General features: G+C 45.5%; 14 protein-coding genes and 1 pseudogene. 11 read left to right on the plus strand and 4 right to left on the minus strand.

All coding sequences use genetic code 11. From position 1 onward, the window contains the following. Positions 1-175: 175 nt before the first annotated feature. Positions 176-430, minus strand: a complete 255-nt coding sequence (locus ACXABW_RS01115; RefSeq protein ID WP_457523610.1) for a DUF3624 domain-containing protein — start codon at positions 428-430, stop codon at positions 176-178. Between the two features lie 66 nt (positions 431-496). Here ACXABW_RS01115 and ACXABW_RS01120 point away from each other — a divergent pair, with 66 nt between their 5' ends. Beyond that, positions 497-844 (plus strand): RidA family protein, encoded by a 348-nt coding sequence (locus tag ACXABW_RS01120; RefSeq protein ID WP_252029096.1) that lies wholly within the window; start codon positions 497-499, stop codon positions 842-844. 60 nt (positions 845-904) lie between these two features. On the opposite strand, the gene ACXABW_RS01125 is transcribed toward ACXABW_RS01120, so the two are convergent. Beyond that, entirely contained in the window at positions 905-2,362 is a 1,458-nt protein-coding gene (locus ACXABW_RS01125) for a dihydrolipoyl dehydrogenase (protein ID WP_457523612.1), read from the minus strand. Positions 2,363-2,536: 174 nt separating this feature from the next. Then, positions 2,537-3,265: a redoxin family protein gene (locus tag ACXABW_RS01130; protein WP_457523614.1), complete on the minus strand. Its 729-nt coding sequence runs from the start codon at positions 3,263-3,265 to the stop codon at positions 2,537-2,539. A 199-nt stretch (positions 3,266-3,464) separates the two neighbouring features. Between ACXABW_RS01130 and oxyR the strand changes: the two genes are divergently transcribed. Further along, positions 3,465-4,358 (plus strand): DNA-binding transcriptional regulator OxyR, encoded by an 894-nt coding sequence (gene oxyR / locus ACXABW_RS01135; RefSeq protein ID WP_457523616.1) that lies wholly within the window; start codon positions 3,465-3,467, stop codon positions 4,356-4,358. A gap of 61 nt (positions 4,359-4,419) precedes the next feature. Here the strand turns inward: oxyR and ACXABW_RS01140 are convergent, their stop codons facing one another. Further along, entirely contained in the window at positions 4,420-6,951 is a 2,532-nt protein-coding gene (locus ACXABW_RS01140; protein WP_457523618.1) for a penicillin-binding protein 1A, read from the minus strand. Between the two features lie 147 nt (positions 6,952-7,098). Between ACXABW_RS01140 and pilM the strand changes: the two genes are divergently transcribed. From pilM to ACXABW_RS01185, 9 genes and pseudogenes are all read left to right on the plus strand, one after another. Next, positions 7,099-8,100, plus strand: coding sequence for a type IV pilus assembly protein PilM (gene pilM, locus ACXABW_RS01145; RefSeq protein ID WP_457523620.1), 1,002 nt, complete (start codon positions 7,099-7,101; stop codon positions 8,098-8,100). Next, a complete protein-coding gene (locus tag ACXABW_RS01150) occupies positions 8,090-8,671 on the plus strand; it encodes a PilN domain-containing protein (RefSeq protein ID WP_457523622.1) in 582 nt (193 codons plus the stop codon). The genes pilM and ACXABW_RS01150 overlap by 11 nt, the downstream gene beginning before the upstream one ends. Continuing rightward, positions 8,664-9,254: a type IV pilus inner membrane component PilO gene (locus ACXABW_RS01155; RefSeq protein ID WP_252029103.1), complete on the plus strand. Its 591-nt coding sequence runs from the start codon at positions 8,664-8,666 to the stop codon at positions 9,252-9,254. The genes ACXABW_RS01150 and ACXABW_RS01155 overlap by 8 nt, the downstream gene beginning before the upstream one ends. Beyond that, positions 9,244-9,753 (plus strand): pilus assembly protein PilP, encoded by a 510-nt coding sequence (locus tag ACXABW_RS01160; RefSeq protein WP_252029104.1) that lies wholly within the window; start codon positions 9,244-9,246, stop codon positions 9,751-9,753. The genes ACXABW_RS01155 and ACXABW_RS01160 overlap by 11 nt, the downstream gene beginning before the upstream one ends. 123 nt (positions 9,754-9,876) lie before the next feature. Beyond that, a pseudogene (locus ACXABW_RS01165) lies at positions 9,877-11,499 on the plus strand (type IV pilus secretin PilQ); the annotation flags it as partial. A gap of 210 nt (positions 11,500-11,709) precedes the next feature. Further along, a complete protein-coding gene (gene aroK / locus ACXABW_RS01170; RefSeq protein ID WP_252029106.1) occupies positions 11,710-12,228 on the plus strand; it encodes a shikimate kinase AroK in 519 nt (172 codons plus the stop codon). Between the two features lie 27 nt (positions 12,229-12,255). Then, a complete protein-coding gene (gene aroB, locus ACXABW_RS01175; protein ID WP_457523625.1) occupies positions 12,256-13,359 on the plus strand; it encodes a 3-dehydroquinate synthase in 1,104 nt (367 codons plus the stop codon). 87 nt (positions 13,360-13,446) lie between these two features. Continuing rightward, positions 13,447-14,940, plus strand: coding sequence for an AAA family ATPase (locus tag ACXABW_RS01180; protein ID WP_457523627.1), 1,494 nt, complete (start codon positions 13,447-13,449; stop codon positions 14,938-14,940). Positions 14,941-15,009: 69 nt separating this feature from the next. Then, positions 15,010-15,846 (plus strand): Dam family site-specific DNA-(adenine-N6)-methyltransferase, encoded by an 837-nt coding sequence (locus tag ACXABW_RS01185; protein ID WP_457523628.1) that lies wholly within the window; start codon positions 15,010-15,012, stop codon positions 15,844-15,846. The last annotated feature ends 114 nt before the right edge of the window (positions 15,847-15,960 follow it).

The following is a 15,960-nucleotide window of genomic DNA, read 5'->3' on the forward strand; positions in this document are numbered from 1 at the left end:
GAAAAAAAGATCATTTTTCTGGGAACCATTGAGAAAAAGCTCGGTCTATTAAAGTACCACTGCTTTTTCTTAGAAGAATCTAAGAAGGCCCCAAACCAGATTTGGTTTTGGGGCTTTTTTCTTTCTAGAGGTTGGAAAAAATCAGTCGTTGGCAGAGCACCAGTGTTTACCGTCTTTACTGACCTTTCTTTTTACGTTTCTTCCAAGGCAATATCACAAAGCGCATCCATAAGTGGAGAAATAGCAACCCGTTGAAGGCGAAGCCTGCCATGATCAGCGCGATGGACTCAATACTCTGCGGATTTTCTTTAAAGCCAAACCACCAAATGATCCAGCACACCACTGATAACACTGTGAGTTGATCCATACAGCGTTTACAACGGCCAATCTTTTTCCAAAACCAATTTTTTTCACAGTGGTTGCATGTCATGGGGAAAGCATATTAGGTACTATGGAGTTATTCCTATAAAAGTACCGCATTAAAGAAGTGAGAAACATGATAGAACGCCAACAAACTAAACAGCGTATGAGCCGAATTGTAAAGCATAACGGTGTTATTTACCTATGTGGCCAAGTATGTGCTGACGCGACGAAAGGCATTACAGAACAGACCCAAACTATGTTAGATAAAGTAGAAGAACTGCTGCTAGAAGCGGGAAGCGATAAAGAACACATGCTTTCGGCTACGATTTACCTAAAAGATATGCAGGACTTCCAAGCAATGAATGCCGTTTGGGATGCGTGGGTACCAGAAGGTCATGCTCCAGCCCGTGCTTGTGTGACCGGTGATATGGCGCGTGAAGCCTTGCTGGTGGAGATTTCTGTGATTGCGGCTGAAAAGTAATTTTAGCTGAGCGCTATCGTAAACGAAAAACGAGCCTAATGGCTCGTTTTTTAGTGTTGCTTAGCAGCCTGGGCCGCAGTCTAAACAATGCTTAATCATTTCTGGGCCAAGGTGTAACTTGGCGTTGAGGTCCCGAAGTGCTGTACGAACGCCTTCCTCAATGACGGGATGGTAGAACGGCATATCTAGCATTTCTGATACTGTCATCTTATTTTGATGTGCCCAAGCCAGTAGGTGCGCGAGATGCTCAGCATTCGGTCCCATCATTTCCGCCCCTAAAAAGCGCCCGGTGCCTTGCTCACCGTATACGTGTAAGATACCTTTGTTTCTAAGCATTACACGTGAGCGTCCTTGGTTTTCAAACGACACTTCACCAGTAGCGAAGCAGCCACAATTGCCCAGACGAGTGGTTAATTGTTTGTAGGTTTCTCCTACCATCGCGATTTGCGGATCAGAGAACACGGCTGAAATGACGGAACGGCGCAGACCTGCTCGGATATCTGGAAAGCGACCTGCATTGTCACCTGCAATTCGGCCTTGATCGGCAGCTTCATGCAGCAGCGGAATTTGATTGCTAGCATCACCGGCAATAAAGATGTTTTCTGCAGATGTTTGCAGAGTGTAATGATCCGCGTTTGGTACGCCGCGTTCATCAAGTTCTACAGTGGTGTTTTCAATAGCAAGTTTGTCGACATTAGGGCGACGTCCAGTTGCAGCCAACACATAGTCGACAACAAAAGTCTCTAAGTCTCCATCATGATTAATGAATTGAATTTCAACTTTGTCAGTGCCATCAATACGCTTCATGCTCTCGACTTTGACATCAGCATCTAAGTAGAACTCTTCTTTAAACGCTTTGTCTGCGTATTGCATTACTTCTGGATCCGTCAGAGGCCCGACTTGACCCCCAATGCCAAATAGCTTCACCTTTACACCTAGGCGATGTAGCGCTTGCCCTAGTTCTAGACCAATAACACCAGGGCCAAATACGGCTACTGATTCTGGCAAGTCATCCCAGTCAAAAACATCATCATTGATGACCAGTCGGTCGCCGAGATCGTTCCATACAGCAGGGTAAGCAGGACGAGAGCCTGTCGCGATCACAATGCGTTTGGCTGAAATTTGGGTATGGTCATCCACTTGTAGGGTGTGATCATCAATGAATTTGGCGTATCCCGAGACTTTATCTTGAGTAGGGATCTCATCCACCCCTTCTAATACAAAGCCAACAAAGCGGTCGCGTTCGCGCTTTACGCGATCCATGACTTCACGGCCATTGATGACAATTTCACCTTGAGGATGAACACCAAAACCAGGGGCCTTTTCTATTTGATGCACACTCTCCGCTGCAGCGATCAGCAACTTGGATGGCATACAACCGACACGGGCACAAGTGGTGCCATATGGACCACCTTCAACCATTACCACGCTGTTGGTATGTGCTTTAGCAGCGCGATACGCGCCTAGGCCAGCGGTACCACCACCGATGATAGCTACATCAACATTTAATTGTTTCATACTGCACACTCGCTTTGCCTCTGTCGCACCGAGGGCGCAAGAGGTTATCAATGGGTTTGTAAATTTAGATAAGTAGTGGAGTTGAACAACGACAAGCGACTAGTTATCTAAACTCGACTGAGGTTTAAAGTGCCCCCCAACGCCCGAAGGTGATGGGAGGCTGAGGGTTCGGAATTAACCTAAGTACGCTTCCAATTCTTCGCTACCACCAATGTGTTTACCACCGATGAAAACTTGAGGAACGGTCGTGCGGCCTGAAATTGCACGTAGGCTGACAGTCGTTGCATCTTTACCCAACACCACTTCTTCATATTGAAGACCGTGGTCTATCAGATTTTGTTTCGCCTTCATGCAGAAAGGGCAGCCTGGTTTGGTAAATACAGTGATTGATTCTTGAGTTTTGTAGTCTGGTGCCACGTGTTTAAGCATGGTGTCTGCGTCTGATACTTTGAACGGGTCGCCTGGCTCGTTTGGCTCAATAAACATTTTCTCAACCACACCGTTTTTCACTAGCATGCTGTAGCGCCATGAACGCTTGCCAAAACCTAGGTCGTTTTTATCAACTAACATGCCCATGCCGTCAGTAAACTCACCATTACCATCTGGAATAAAAGTAATATTTTCAGCTTCTTGGTCACTCTTCCATGCGTTCATTACAAATGTGTCGTTAACAGATACACACAGAATCTCGTCTACCCCGTGGTCTTGAAATACCGAAAACAGCTCGTTATAGCGTGGCAAGTGGCTAGATGAACAGGTTGGTGTGAACGCGCCCGGAAGGCTGAACACAATCACGGTTTTATTTTTGAACAGCTCGTCAGTTGTTACATTTACCCAAGCGTCACCTTGGCGAGTTGGGAAAGTAACTTGAGGTACGTTTTGGCCTTCTTTAGATGCAAACATAATGGTTTCCTTTATTGGATTCTAAATTTGTGTGGTTGAGTCTTATCAGTGTAGTGACTGTGCTCTGTTTCGATGTAGTTATTATTAAATAAAACCTTTGATAGCTCTAATCGTTTAATGTTATGGTTTTGATAGCTAATTCCTATCTAAACTATTTGCTGCCATTACGGTGGTGAGTCATGTCCTTATGGGGAAATTCATGAACATTCGTGACTTTGAATATCTAGTATCTTTGGCTGAGCACAAGCATTTCCGCAAAGCGGCGGAAGCGTGTTTTGTCAGTCAGCCGACGTTGAGTGGCCAGATTCGAAAACTGGAAGATGAATTGGGAACCACGTTACTTGAGCGTAGTAGTCGTCGAGTATTGTTTACCGATTCTGGCTTGCAATTAGTGGAGCAAGCTAAGCGTATTTTGGGTGAAGTGAAGACTTTCAAAGATATGGCTAGCCAACAAACGGGTGCTATGTCTGGGCCGATGCACATTGGCTTTATTCCAACTGTCGGCCCTTATCTATTGCCGAGAATTGTACCTAGCCTAAAAGAGCAATTCCCTGAACTGGAGTTGTATCTGCATGAAGCGCAGACTCATCAGTTAGTGCGCCAGCTAGAAGAAGGCAAACTCGATTGCTTAGTGTTGGCTTCGGTGACGGAAACAGAAATGTTTAAAGAGATCGAAGTATATAATGAGCCAATGAGTGTCGCGGTGCCTTGCGATCATGAATGGGCCAATCTTGATGAAATCGACATGCTAGAGCTGAACGGTAAAACAGTGTTGGCGCTGGGTGATGGCCACTGTTTGCGAGACCAAGCATTAGGTTTTTGTTTCGCTGCAGGGGCAAAAGATGATGAACGCTTTAAGGCAACCAGCTTAGAAACGCTGCGTAACATGGTAGCAGCAGGGGCGGGGATTACTTTGTTACCCGAGTTATCACTACCAAAAGAAAAAGTTAAAGATGGGGTGTGCTATGTTAAAGCAGCGAATCCGATTCCTTCGCGCAGTATTGTGTTGGCGTACCGACCAGGATCTCCACTGAGAGCTCGTTTTGAGCAGCTTGCTGAGGCAATAAAAAAGCAGCTTGAAAGCGCGGTATAGTTGAAACTAGCACAAATAAAAAAGGAGAGCATAAGCTCTCCTTTTTCCGTTTTGACTTGAGTTAGAACAGTTCTTCGGATTCTGAAGAGCTGTAAATATTGTCGTTAATGCGTTCAGCGACGAACTCTTTTGGTTCTGTACCTTGTAAGAAGTACTCAAACATTGAGCTGGAATCAAACTTGTTAGTGAGTAAGCCAGTTTCGCGGTCGATACGCACTCGAACAATTTCCGGTGGTAGTGCTTTTGGTTGCGCTGGTGTGTCTTGCAGCGCGACCTTCATAAAGTCGACCCATGCAGGTTGAGCGGTCTTCGCACCCGCTTCCGCACCAGAGATCTGGTTGTTGTCCAAGTTTTTATTTGGCTTAGTACGGCCTAACTTACGGTTGTGGTCATCGAAGCCTACCCAAGCTGTAGCGACAATACCTGGGCCGTAGCCGTTGTACCATGCATCTTTAGAATCATTAGTGGTACCTGTTTTACCACCAATATCGCGGCGCTTAAGTGGTTGAGCTCGCCAGCCAGTACCGTTCCAGCCAGTGCCATCGCGCCAGTTGCCGCCACCCCAAATGTTGCTGTACATCATTTCTCGAACTAAGAACGCGGTTTGCTCTGAGATGACTTGTGGTGCGTAGTGTGGAGCATTCTCGTCAACGACAACGTCTTGTTCTGCAAACTCGTTTTCAGCCGTTGTTGTCGCGGTTGATTGTTCAGGACAATCATCACGGCAAATAATGCTAGGGTTTGCTTGGTATTCTAAATCGCCAAAAGGTGTTTCGACACGGCTGATATAGAACGGTTCGACGTAGTAACCACCGTTAGCGAACACTGAGTAGCCTTGCGCCATTTTGACAGGGGTTAAGCTACCTGCTCCTAGCGCTATGGTTTCTGAGCGAGGCAGGTCGTTAATATTGAAACCGAAGCGAGTGAGGTATTCACGCGTTTCGTCTAGGCCGACTTCACGTAGAACACGCACGGCCATCACGTTTTTAGACTGTGCTAGACCAATACGTAGGCGTGTTGGACCAACGTAAGTCGGCGGTGAGTTCTTCGGTCGCCACGCCGTACCTTGGCTCTTATCCCACTGGTTGATTGGTGCATCGTTGATTAGGGTAGCCAATGTCATGCCTTGATCAATTGCAGCAGAGTAAATGAATGGCTTGATACTAGAACCGACTTGGCGAACTGACTGCGTTGCACGGTTAAATTTGTTGTGCACGAAGTTAAAGCCACCGACTAGCGATTTTACAGCGCCGTTCTCAGGGTTCATGGCTACAAATGCAGCATTGGCGTTAGGGACTTGGCTTAAACGCCAAGTTGGTAACGCTTCTAGGTTGTCATCGCTTGCTGGTATTTGCACTGAGCGAACCCATATTTGCTCGCCCACCGCTAGGATTTCGTTTGCTTGTTTCGGCTCAGGACCTTGGCGGTCGTCCGTTAAGAACTTACGTGCCCAATTCATCCCAGACCATTCAATGACTTGCTCGCCTTCATTTTTCACTTGTACAGTAGCCGTTTTACCATCAATGCTGGTCACAACAGCTGGCGTAATTTGGCCGTAAGTTGGTACTCGTCTTAGTGTGCTAGTGATTTCTTCTGGGCTAAGCGCTGTTTGTCCGGCTTTCCATAGCACTGTTTCTGCACCACGGTAGCCATGGCGTTCATCGTAAGCCAATAGGTTATCTATAGTGGCAGTGTTAGCCGCTTCTTGTAGCTTAGAGTCAACGGTTGTGTAGATTCGCATGCCCGAGGTATACGCATCTTCACCATAGCGAGATACCATCCAAGAGCGAGCAAGTTCAGCAACATAAGGGGCGCTTAACTCAATTTCAGCGCCGTGGAAGCGGGATTCAATCTCTTCAGCTCTAGCCTGGTCATACTCTTCTTGTGTAATGTATTTTTCATCCAACATACGTAGCAACACAATGTTGCGTCGGTTAGTTGCGCGTTCCAAGGAGTAAATAGGGTTCATGGTAGACGGTGCTTTCGGCATACCTGCCAAGGTTGCGATTTGGCTCAGCGATAAATCTTGTAGATTTTTACCGAAGTAAGTTTGAGCTGCTGCGCCAAAACCATACGAACGATAGCCAAGGAAAATCTTGTTAACGTACAGCTCTAGGATTTCTTGTTTAGTGAGCAACTGTTCAATGTGGATAGCAATGAAAATCTCTTTGATTTTTCGCATGATCTTCTTTTCATTCGATAAGAAGAAGTTACGCGCAAGCTGCTGAGTAATGGTACTCGCCCCTTGCTTCGCCGAGCCCGACATTGCAACGACAATCGCTGCACGGGTAATGCCAATAGGGTCTATCCCCGGGTGTTCGTAAAAACGGCTGTCTTCCGTTGCGATCAAAGCTTCGATCAAGTGCTGTGGAATTTCGTCATACGTGACTGGAATGCGACGCTTTTCTCCGAATTGGGAAATCAGCTTCCCATCTTGACTGAATACTTGCATTGGAGTTTGCAATTCTACGTCGCGCAAAGTAGCTACATCTGGTAGCTCTGGTTTGACGTGATAATAGAAGCCGAAAATAGTAGTGACTCCAAGAATCATGCAAATCAATGTGAATATAAACAAACGCTTTATGAACTTCACCGGAGAATCCCTGATTAGTTGAGGCTGCGTGATCGCAAACCCTTGTACTCTAAGCTAAAAAGTAGCTCAGATTTTAAGATGGAGCCTAATTAATCCATCCACTATACGCAAAATTGAGCTAGATATAGTCGTTGGAGCATACGCTACATGGGTAAATCATTAATAACTGGTATTGATATCGGCCACCATAGTATTAAAGCCGTGGTGCTAAAGCCAGCAAGTGAAGGGTATTCACTAGTTGGGTATAAACAGCTGCCAGTTACAGCTGACGTATTTTCTGATAATCACACCGTTAATTATCAGAAAATTGTAAAGAAACTCAAAGAACTAAGGAAGAGCCTGCCATTATTTAGTCGATATGTCTCAATATCGGTCCCCGATAGCGCGGTAATTAGCAAGGTATTACAAATAGATAGTGAACTTGAGGAGCGTGAACAGGAGTTCGCGATATTTCAGGCTTTTTCTCATCAATCTCCTTTTCCCATCGAAGAGCTGAATTTGGACTTTGTTCCATTAGATAGCTCACTCGGTCAGCCACTCTCTAGTCGTTCTTATCAAGTCTATGCGACGAAAAAAGACGTAATTGATAGCCGTACACTTGCAGCGACCAAAGCGGGATTTAAACCTGTTTTACTGGATACTCAGGCACATAGTTTGGTGCGCATTTGGCAGCAAGCGAGTCAGCAGCTTGGTCAATCTGATTGGCTGCTGGTGGATATCGGCTATAGCCAAACTTCCTTATGTATTGATTTCCCAGCAAAAGCTCCGTTTTGCAAGGAGATTGCGTTTGGTACTCAGTTTTTAGAGTGTGAGGAGCCTAGTGGAAGTCTTGCACCCGAGCGAACAGAGTTGTTTATCAATCAACTTATAGAACGGCTCCAAAGGCAGATGCAGTTGTTGCTTTCCGTAAGTGGTGCGGCATCGGTAAGCGGTATTTGGCTGACAGGGGGCGGGGCGACAACTCCTTTATTAGTGGAAGAGCTCTCTCGTCGTTTGTCGGTGCAGTGCGAGATACTAAACCCTTTAGCGCTGTTTAAGTGCAAATCTTCCAAGTTCAAGCAGCAAACCGTGCACGCGCAAAGCTTTACTTCTGCGGCAGGGTTAGCGTTACGTGGAGCTGAGTGGGTGGAGGCTAAGCATGCTATATAGCGTTAACTTATTACCTTGGCGGGAGCAGAAGAGGCAGCAGCATCGACAGCGCTTCTATCAACTCCTTATTCTTGCAGTATTGGTAGCTGGCGGCATTCAATATGGGTTTGGTGCATTTATTGGCGAGCAGAACACTATTCAGCAGCAACGGCTGAATTACCTTAAAGATTATAACTCCCGGCTGGATAAACAGTTGTCGAGGCTGAAACTCACTGAGCAAGAGCATCAAGCCTTACTTCAGCGCCTAAGTGTTGTGGAGTCCCTGCAGCAACAGCGTAATAAATCGACTGAGTTTATGAACGCAATCCCAGCAATGATTCCGGAAGGGGTTTACGTCGATAAAATTAAAATGAATACCCTTCATGTTGAGCTGACGGGGATTAGTGACAGCATGGCCCGACTCGCGACCATGTTGGATAACCTTGAAAAATCCCCTTTGCTTGAACAGGTCGAAATGCATTCAATTGTCCATGGCAAGCAGCGTTTTGGTAAGAAGTTCCAAACATTCAAAGTCTCTTTCTCTATAAAGCCCTCACAACTTGCGAATCACAGAGAGGGAAGTCATGGCTAATTTACAAGATCTTGATTTAGATGAGATGCCAGAGTGGCCCCTTCTTCCCCAAATGCTAGTGATCGTTTTACTTATCATCGCGCTTCAAGCCGCGGGGTATTGGTTCTATTTGCAGCCTAAACAGCAGCGACTCGAAAACCTAAAACAGCAAGAGCAAACTCAGAAAGCCACGTTGCGGATCAAAGCCAATAAAGTGGCGGCATTACCCAAGATGCAAGAGCAGCTAGACGAGCTAAAGCAACGTTATGATTTTTTACTTCAGCAGCTGCCAGAGCAAAAAGAGTTGGCGAGTATGTTGGCGTCGGTCAATAACCTTGGCTTAGATAACTCACTGACTTTTACTCGGATAGATTGGGGAGAGCGGCAAAATCAGTCATTTCTGTATCGACTGCCGCTCAATATTGAATTGACGGGTAGCTACCACGATATTGGCAGTTTTTCAGAGGCTATTGCAAAGCTGCCCCGCATCATAAATTTTGACGATATTGATTGGCAGCGAGTTAGCCAAGAAAGTAGCACGCTGCATTTTCGTGTTCGAGCTTATACCTACCAATTCAAACCGGAGGTAAGTCATGAAAAGTAAGTACTGGATCGTCTTGCTGGTCACTGTTGCTGGATGCAGAGCGAATCAAGAGCCGCTTAATCAGTTCATCGCACAAACCGAACAACAAGCACAGCGAGAAGTGGCTCAGTTGGTACCAAGCGAACCCTTTGTTGCTTCTGCCTATCAAAGAACGCAAGCTCGTGAGCCTTTTGTATTACCGAAAGAAGCATTGGTTCAAGATCAACCTGTTGTTAAGAAAGACTGCTGGCAGCCTCAAAAACGCAATAAAACAGGGCAGCTTGAGCGCTACGCTCTACGCAAATTGAGGCTGAAAGGAGTCATGGGTAGCAATGGAGCCGTGTCAGCATTAGTGCAAACCCCACAAGGCAATGTCGTCAAAGTGAAGAAAGGCCAGTACATCGGATTGAACAACGGCCGGGTGACACGAGTGGCATCTAATTACCTAATGATAAATGAGACCCTGCCAGACGGGATGGGGTGCTGGAGCAAGCGTAACGTCAAACTTGCCATGAAATGATTTTAAGTGTTTGGAATACAAGAAATGAATAAAGGACTAACAACAAGAATGGCTAAGCTGTTTAACCGTTTGATAGCGGTGTTCATTATGTTCGCCGCTTTGGTCGCATTTGGAGCGTCAAGTGAGGACGATAACGCCAATCAATTGCGCAATATTGATTTTCGGGTGAACAAAGATAAAGACGCATTAATCATTGTGGATCTCGCTTCTCAATCTGCCGTTGTGGATGTACAGAAAGTTCAGGAAGGGTTGAGTATTGAGCTACTTAAAACGGATGTGAGTGATGCAAAACTGTTTTTGCTTGATGTGGAAGACTTCGCAACCGCAGTGCAGAGCATTGAAGTGTTTCGTAAAGAACCGAGTACGCTGTTGGTGGCATCGATACAAGGTGAGTTTGATTACGATTACAGCTTAAAAGGAAAGTATCTAGAAGTGGTTGTGAGTCAATTGGATGAATCACAACAACCTAAGCCGAAGAGTATCCTTGAGAAAGAAGGCAAGCTCATTTCCATTAACTTCCAAGACATACCAGTTCGTAACGTATTGCAGCTTATCGCTGATTATAACGATTTTAACTTGGTGGTATCGGACTCTGTGAGTGGCAATCTGACTTTGCGTCTAGACGGCGTACCGTGGCAGCAAGTACTCGATATCATTCTCCAAGTCAAAGGGCTAGATAAACGCGTCGATGGTAACGTGATTTTGGTAGCGCCAAAACAAGAGCTTGATCTACGTGAAAAGCAGCAGCTTGAGAAAGCACGATTAGAAGAAGAGTTGGGTGAACTCAGTTCTGACATTATCAAGATCAAGTTCGCCAAAGCGTCTGACATCGCCGATATGATTGGTGGAGACAGTGCTGTGAGTATGCTATCTGAGCGAGGCTCAATCAGTATCGATGAGAGAACCAACTCTTTGTTGATAAGAGAGTTAGATGAGAACATTTCGGTGATTCGCGACATCGTAGAATCGCTCGATATTCCAGTGAAACAGGTCCAGATAGAGGCTCGCATTGTTACTGTTAATGAAGGGAATCTTGATGAACTCGGAGTGCGCTGGGGCTTTACTTCAACTAATGGCGATAACACCGTGGGAGGCTCTATTGAAAGCAACCTGTGGCAGCAGGGGTTGTTAGCGGGTGATGAGTTGCCAGTGGAAGACTTTCTTAATGTTAATTTAGCCGCGGCTTCGCCAAATGCGTCGTCGATTGCTTTTCAGGTAGCTAAGCTAGGTTCAGATATGTTGCTCGATCTTGAGCTCTCGGCACTTCAGCGAGAATCTAAAGCGGAAATCATTTCCAGCCCTAGGCTTATCACGACCAATAAAAAGCCCGCTTATATAGAGCAGGGAACAGAGATACCTTATTTAGAGTCTTCTTCGAGCGGCGCAACCAGCGTCGCGTTTAAAAAAGCCGTGCTGAGTTTAAAGGTGACGCCGCAAATCACGCCGGATAATCGTTTAGTTCTCGATTTAAGTGTTACCCAAGATAGACCTGGTGATGTGGTAAAAACGGGCACGGGTGAAGCTGTAGCGATTAATACTCAAAGAATCGGTACACAAGTGCTGGTGAATAACGGTGAAACGGTAGTGTTAGGAGGGATCTTTCAGCACAGTGTGACCAATACCGTCGATAAAGTGCCATTATTGGGGGACTTACCGTTACTTGGTGCATTATTTCGTCGAACGTATGAGCAAGCCGGTAAAAGCGAATTGCTGATATTTGTTACCCCTAAAGTGGTTATTCAGTAAAGCGCTTGTAGGAATGTTGGTCACAAAATTGATGAGAATATAGACGAACAAAAAATAAATTTGCATTAGTGGCACCTTATCTAGATAATTTCGGGTCTTATCACGAATTATCTGTGAGGAATCGGTGCCACAAGCGTCTATAAAGCCATGTTCTAACTGGCTCTTCTTGTGGCGATGTCATTGAATTAACGTTGTAAATTACTGCTAAACATGGCTGAGAAACGCAATATTTTCCTTGTTGGCCCTATGGGGGCTGGCAAAAGTACAATTGGTCGACACCTTGCTCAACAACTGCATATGGAGTTCCTAGACTCTGATACAGTGATCGAAGAGCGCACTGGTGCTGATATCGCATGGGTCTTTGATGTTGAAGGTGAAGATGGCTTCCGTAAGCGTGAAGAATCTGTCATCAATGATCTAACTGAGCAACAAGGTATCGTACTAGCAACTGGTGGTGGTTCTATTAAGAGCAAAGAAAACCGCAACCGTCTGTCAGCACGTGGCGTTGTTGTTTATCTTGAAACAACGATTGAGAAGCAACTTGCACGTACTAACCGTGACAAGAAGCGTCCTCTATTACAAACGGACAACCCGCGCGAAGTACTTGAGTCTTTGGCTGGCGAACGCAACTCCTTATATGAAGAAGTAGCGGATTATACTGTTCGTACTGACGACCAAAGTGCAAAAGTGGTAGCCAACCAGATCGTAAAAATGCTAGAAGAACGTTAAGTCGTTTTTTTAACTGGAGAGCAAACCATGGAACGGATTACGGTCAGCCTAGGTGAACGTAGCTACCCTATCTCAATTGGTGCCGGATTATTCAATGATTCGGCCCACCTTTCTTTCTTAGAAAACTCAAAATCATCGGTAAAGAAAAAAGTTGTCGTGATCAGTAATGTCACGGTGGCTCCTCTGTATGCCGATAAAATCCTCTCTCAACTTGAGCAGCTCAACTGTGATGCGAGCTTGCTTGAGCTCCCTGATGGCGAGCAATACAAAAGTTTAGAGACGTTTAACACCATCATGACTTACCTTCTTGAAGGCAACTACAGCCGAGATGTTGTGGTTGTGGCACTAGGTGGTGGTGTGATTGGTGACTTAGTCGGTTTTGCGGCTTCTTGCTACCAGCGTGGTGTGGATTTCGTACAAATCCCAACGACTCTGCTGTCTCAGGTGGATTCTTCTGTTGGTGGTAAAACAGCGGTTAACCATCCTCTAGGTAAGAATATGATCGGTGCCTTCTATCAGCCCAAAGCGGTTGTGATCGACACTGAGTGTTTGTCCTCTTTACCTGAACGTGAGTTCGCAGCAGGTATTGCTGAGGTGATCAAATACGGCATTATCTATGATGAAGATTTTTTTGTTTGGTTAGAACAAAACCTCGAGAAACTCTATGCTCTTGATCAGCAAGCATTAACTTATGCGATTGCGCGTTGTTGCCAAATCAAAGCTGAAGTTGTGGCGTTGGACGAAAAAGAGTCTGGAATTCGTGCTTTATTGAACCTAGGTCATACATTTGGTCATGCCATAGAAGCTGAACTAGGGTATGGTAACTGGCTACATGGCGAAGCCGTTTCTTCTGGTACGGTTATGGCGGCAAAAGCTGCTCAACTACAAGGCTTAATTTCCGAACAGCAAGTAGAGCGAATCCTCTCTATACTGAAAAAAGCTAAGTTACCAGTGCACACTCCAGAATCGATGTCTTTCGCTGATTTTATGAAGCACATGATGCGCGACAAAAAAGTATTAGCCGGCGAGCTAAGATTGATCCTTCCTACTAGCATTGGTACGGCAGAAGTAGTGAAAGGTGTGCCGGAATCGGTTCTAGAACAAGCTATCGATTTTTGTCGCACTATTTGATCTTATCTTTGAAAAGCTTAGGTTTTTGATAAACTTAAGCCTTTCATCGACTTAATAGCGACAGGAATCTGTCTGTAGGACGGCTTAATGAGTTTAACGCATGAATCCCGTGTGTTGGAGTTAGAGTCTCAATCAGAACTGCTTGAGCGTTTACAGCTACTCACCAATTTTGGATCTAATCTCGTCACGGTTGGTGGGGAATTAGGCTCCGGAAAATCGTGGTTAGCGCAACGCTACTTAGAAGCATGGGCGTCTGAAAAAAATCAGTCTCTTCTGATGTGTCATCCTAACCAAGATGATGCTCAGCGCCGTTCTACTATTCTCAATCAAATCGTACCCAATTCTCTATTTAGTTCACAAGACCCACTCGTGGACAGCCTTACGCATATTCTTGACGATGAGCCTTGTGATGTGGTTATTGTTGTCGACGATGCTCATCTGCTTAACGAAACTTTCATTTCCGAACTGTGGATGTTGGTTTTGGAAGCGCAAAACAATCCTAAGTGGACCATCAATGTCGTGCTGTTTGCTAAGTCGAACAGTATCGAAGGATTACTGACGCGTTTAAGTTACGGGCAAGACCATAAGCCGGTTGAGTTGGAAATAGAGAGCCTTTCAGAAGATGAAGCGGAACGCTTCTTTGAGTTTTTGGTTATTCGCTTTGTTGAAGACGATATGGAAAAGCGTGTTCGCAATGCATATAAGAAAGTGAACCCGCTACCGGGTGAAATCATGGCGTTAGGGGAACAGAAAGTGGAAAAAAGGATTATTATCCGCTCAATAGTGGGCTCACCTGCGAAAATAGCTGCTTTAGTGGCATTGATCTTGTTGATCATTGCCGGTGGCTTTATTTGGCTGCAAAGCCAACCTGGACCTGATGAAAAAGCGCAGCAGATTGCCAGTAATCTAGAGCAAACCGTGATTCCGACCTTGCCTGATGTCGAGCCGAGTGCTGAATCGGCACAAACGGACCAAAGTCGCGCGGATGAGATGGAAGCTGAAACCGAAGCTAGTTACCAAGGGGCAGAAGACGATAGCTCTTCCTTACCGCCAGATGTCGTTGGAGAGACTGCAAGTGTTGGCTCCACTGACGACGACCAGCAAAGAGTAGTGATTACTTCTGATGTTGTTGATGCTTTGCTTGTCGATAAAGCCGAGAGTGTTGATACTTCGAAAATTGATAATGCAATCGAAGCCGCGCAGCAGCAAGCGGAAGCCGTGGCTGAACCTGTTCCTGAAGTGGAAGTGGTTGAAACGCCGCCTGAAACCATTATTAGTTTCTCGTTTGCACGCGATGAGTTGAAAGCCTTTTCGCCGCGTAGTTACACTCTACAGTTGGCTGCGATGAACTCACTAGAAGAAGTTCAACAATTCATTGACCTGCATAAGTTACAAGACCAAGTTCGTGTTTATCCAACTCTGCGTAATGATGTGGAATGGTATATCGTCACGTACGACAATTATCCAACCATCCAGATTGCGCGTGATGCGGTAGAGACACTGCCTAAATCGCTACAAGAGCTAGGCCCGTGGGCGAAATCGTTAAGTCAGGTGCATCGAGAAATCGATCGTGACAAATAACGCTGAGCTTAGCGTGAAAATATGTTACATTCCGCAGCCTTATTATGTGGTTGATAGATAGAGCAGTAAATGAAGAAGCAACGTGCCTTTCTAAAATGGGCTGGTGGAAAATATGGCCTAGTAGAAGACATTCAACGTCATCTTCCAGCTGCTCGTAAGCTGGTAGAGCCGTTTGTCGGTGCGGGTTCTATTTTTCTCAATACTGATTACGATCAGTATCTGCTGGCTGATATCAATCCTGATCTAATCAATTTGTATAATTTGCTTAAAGAGCAGCCGGAAACCTACATCGCGGAAGCGAAGCGTTGGTTTACTCCGGAATACAATCAAAAGCAGGTTTACCTCGACATCCGCCATCAGTTTAACCACACCGATGATGTAATGTATCGCTCCTTAGCCTTTCTATACATGAACCGCTTTGGCTTTAACGGTCTGTGTCGTTACAACAAAAAAGGCGGTTTTAACGTACCATTTGGCTCATATAAGAAACCGTACTTTCCGGAAGCTGAGCTAGAGTTCTTTGCAGAAAAAGCGAAGAAGGCGACGTTTGTGTGTGAAGGGTATGAAGATACTTTCAAGCGCGCGAGAAAAGGTTGTGTGGTTTATTGTGATCCTCCTTATGCACCGCTTTCCACCACCGCAAACTTTACTTCTTATGCTGGTAATGGCTTCTCACTAGACGACCAAGCTGCGCTTGCTGATGTGGCCGAAAAAACAGCCATGCAGCGTGATATACCAGTACTGATTTCGAATCACGATACCAAGCTGACTCGTCGCTTATATCATGGTGCTGACCTTAGCGTAGTGAAAGTAAAGCGCACTATTAGTCGCAATGGTGCTGGGCGAAATAAAGTTGATGAACTTTTGGCCTTGTTCCACGCTGAAAAGAATCAATCAGTTAACTAATCTCTCTCAAACATTTCTTTTCATTGGCTAGGATCTCCTTGCGAGCTTAGGTAGAATTGCGCTCGATATTAATTCGCTGCGCAATTGTGCTCTACACACTCTTAAGAGGTCAGG

The sequence above is a fragment of the Vibrio paucivorans genome (genome assembly GCF_054053395.1).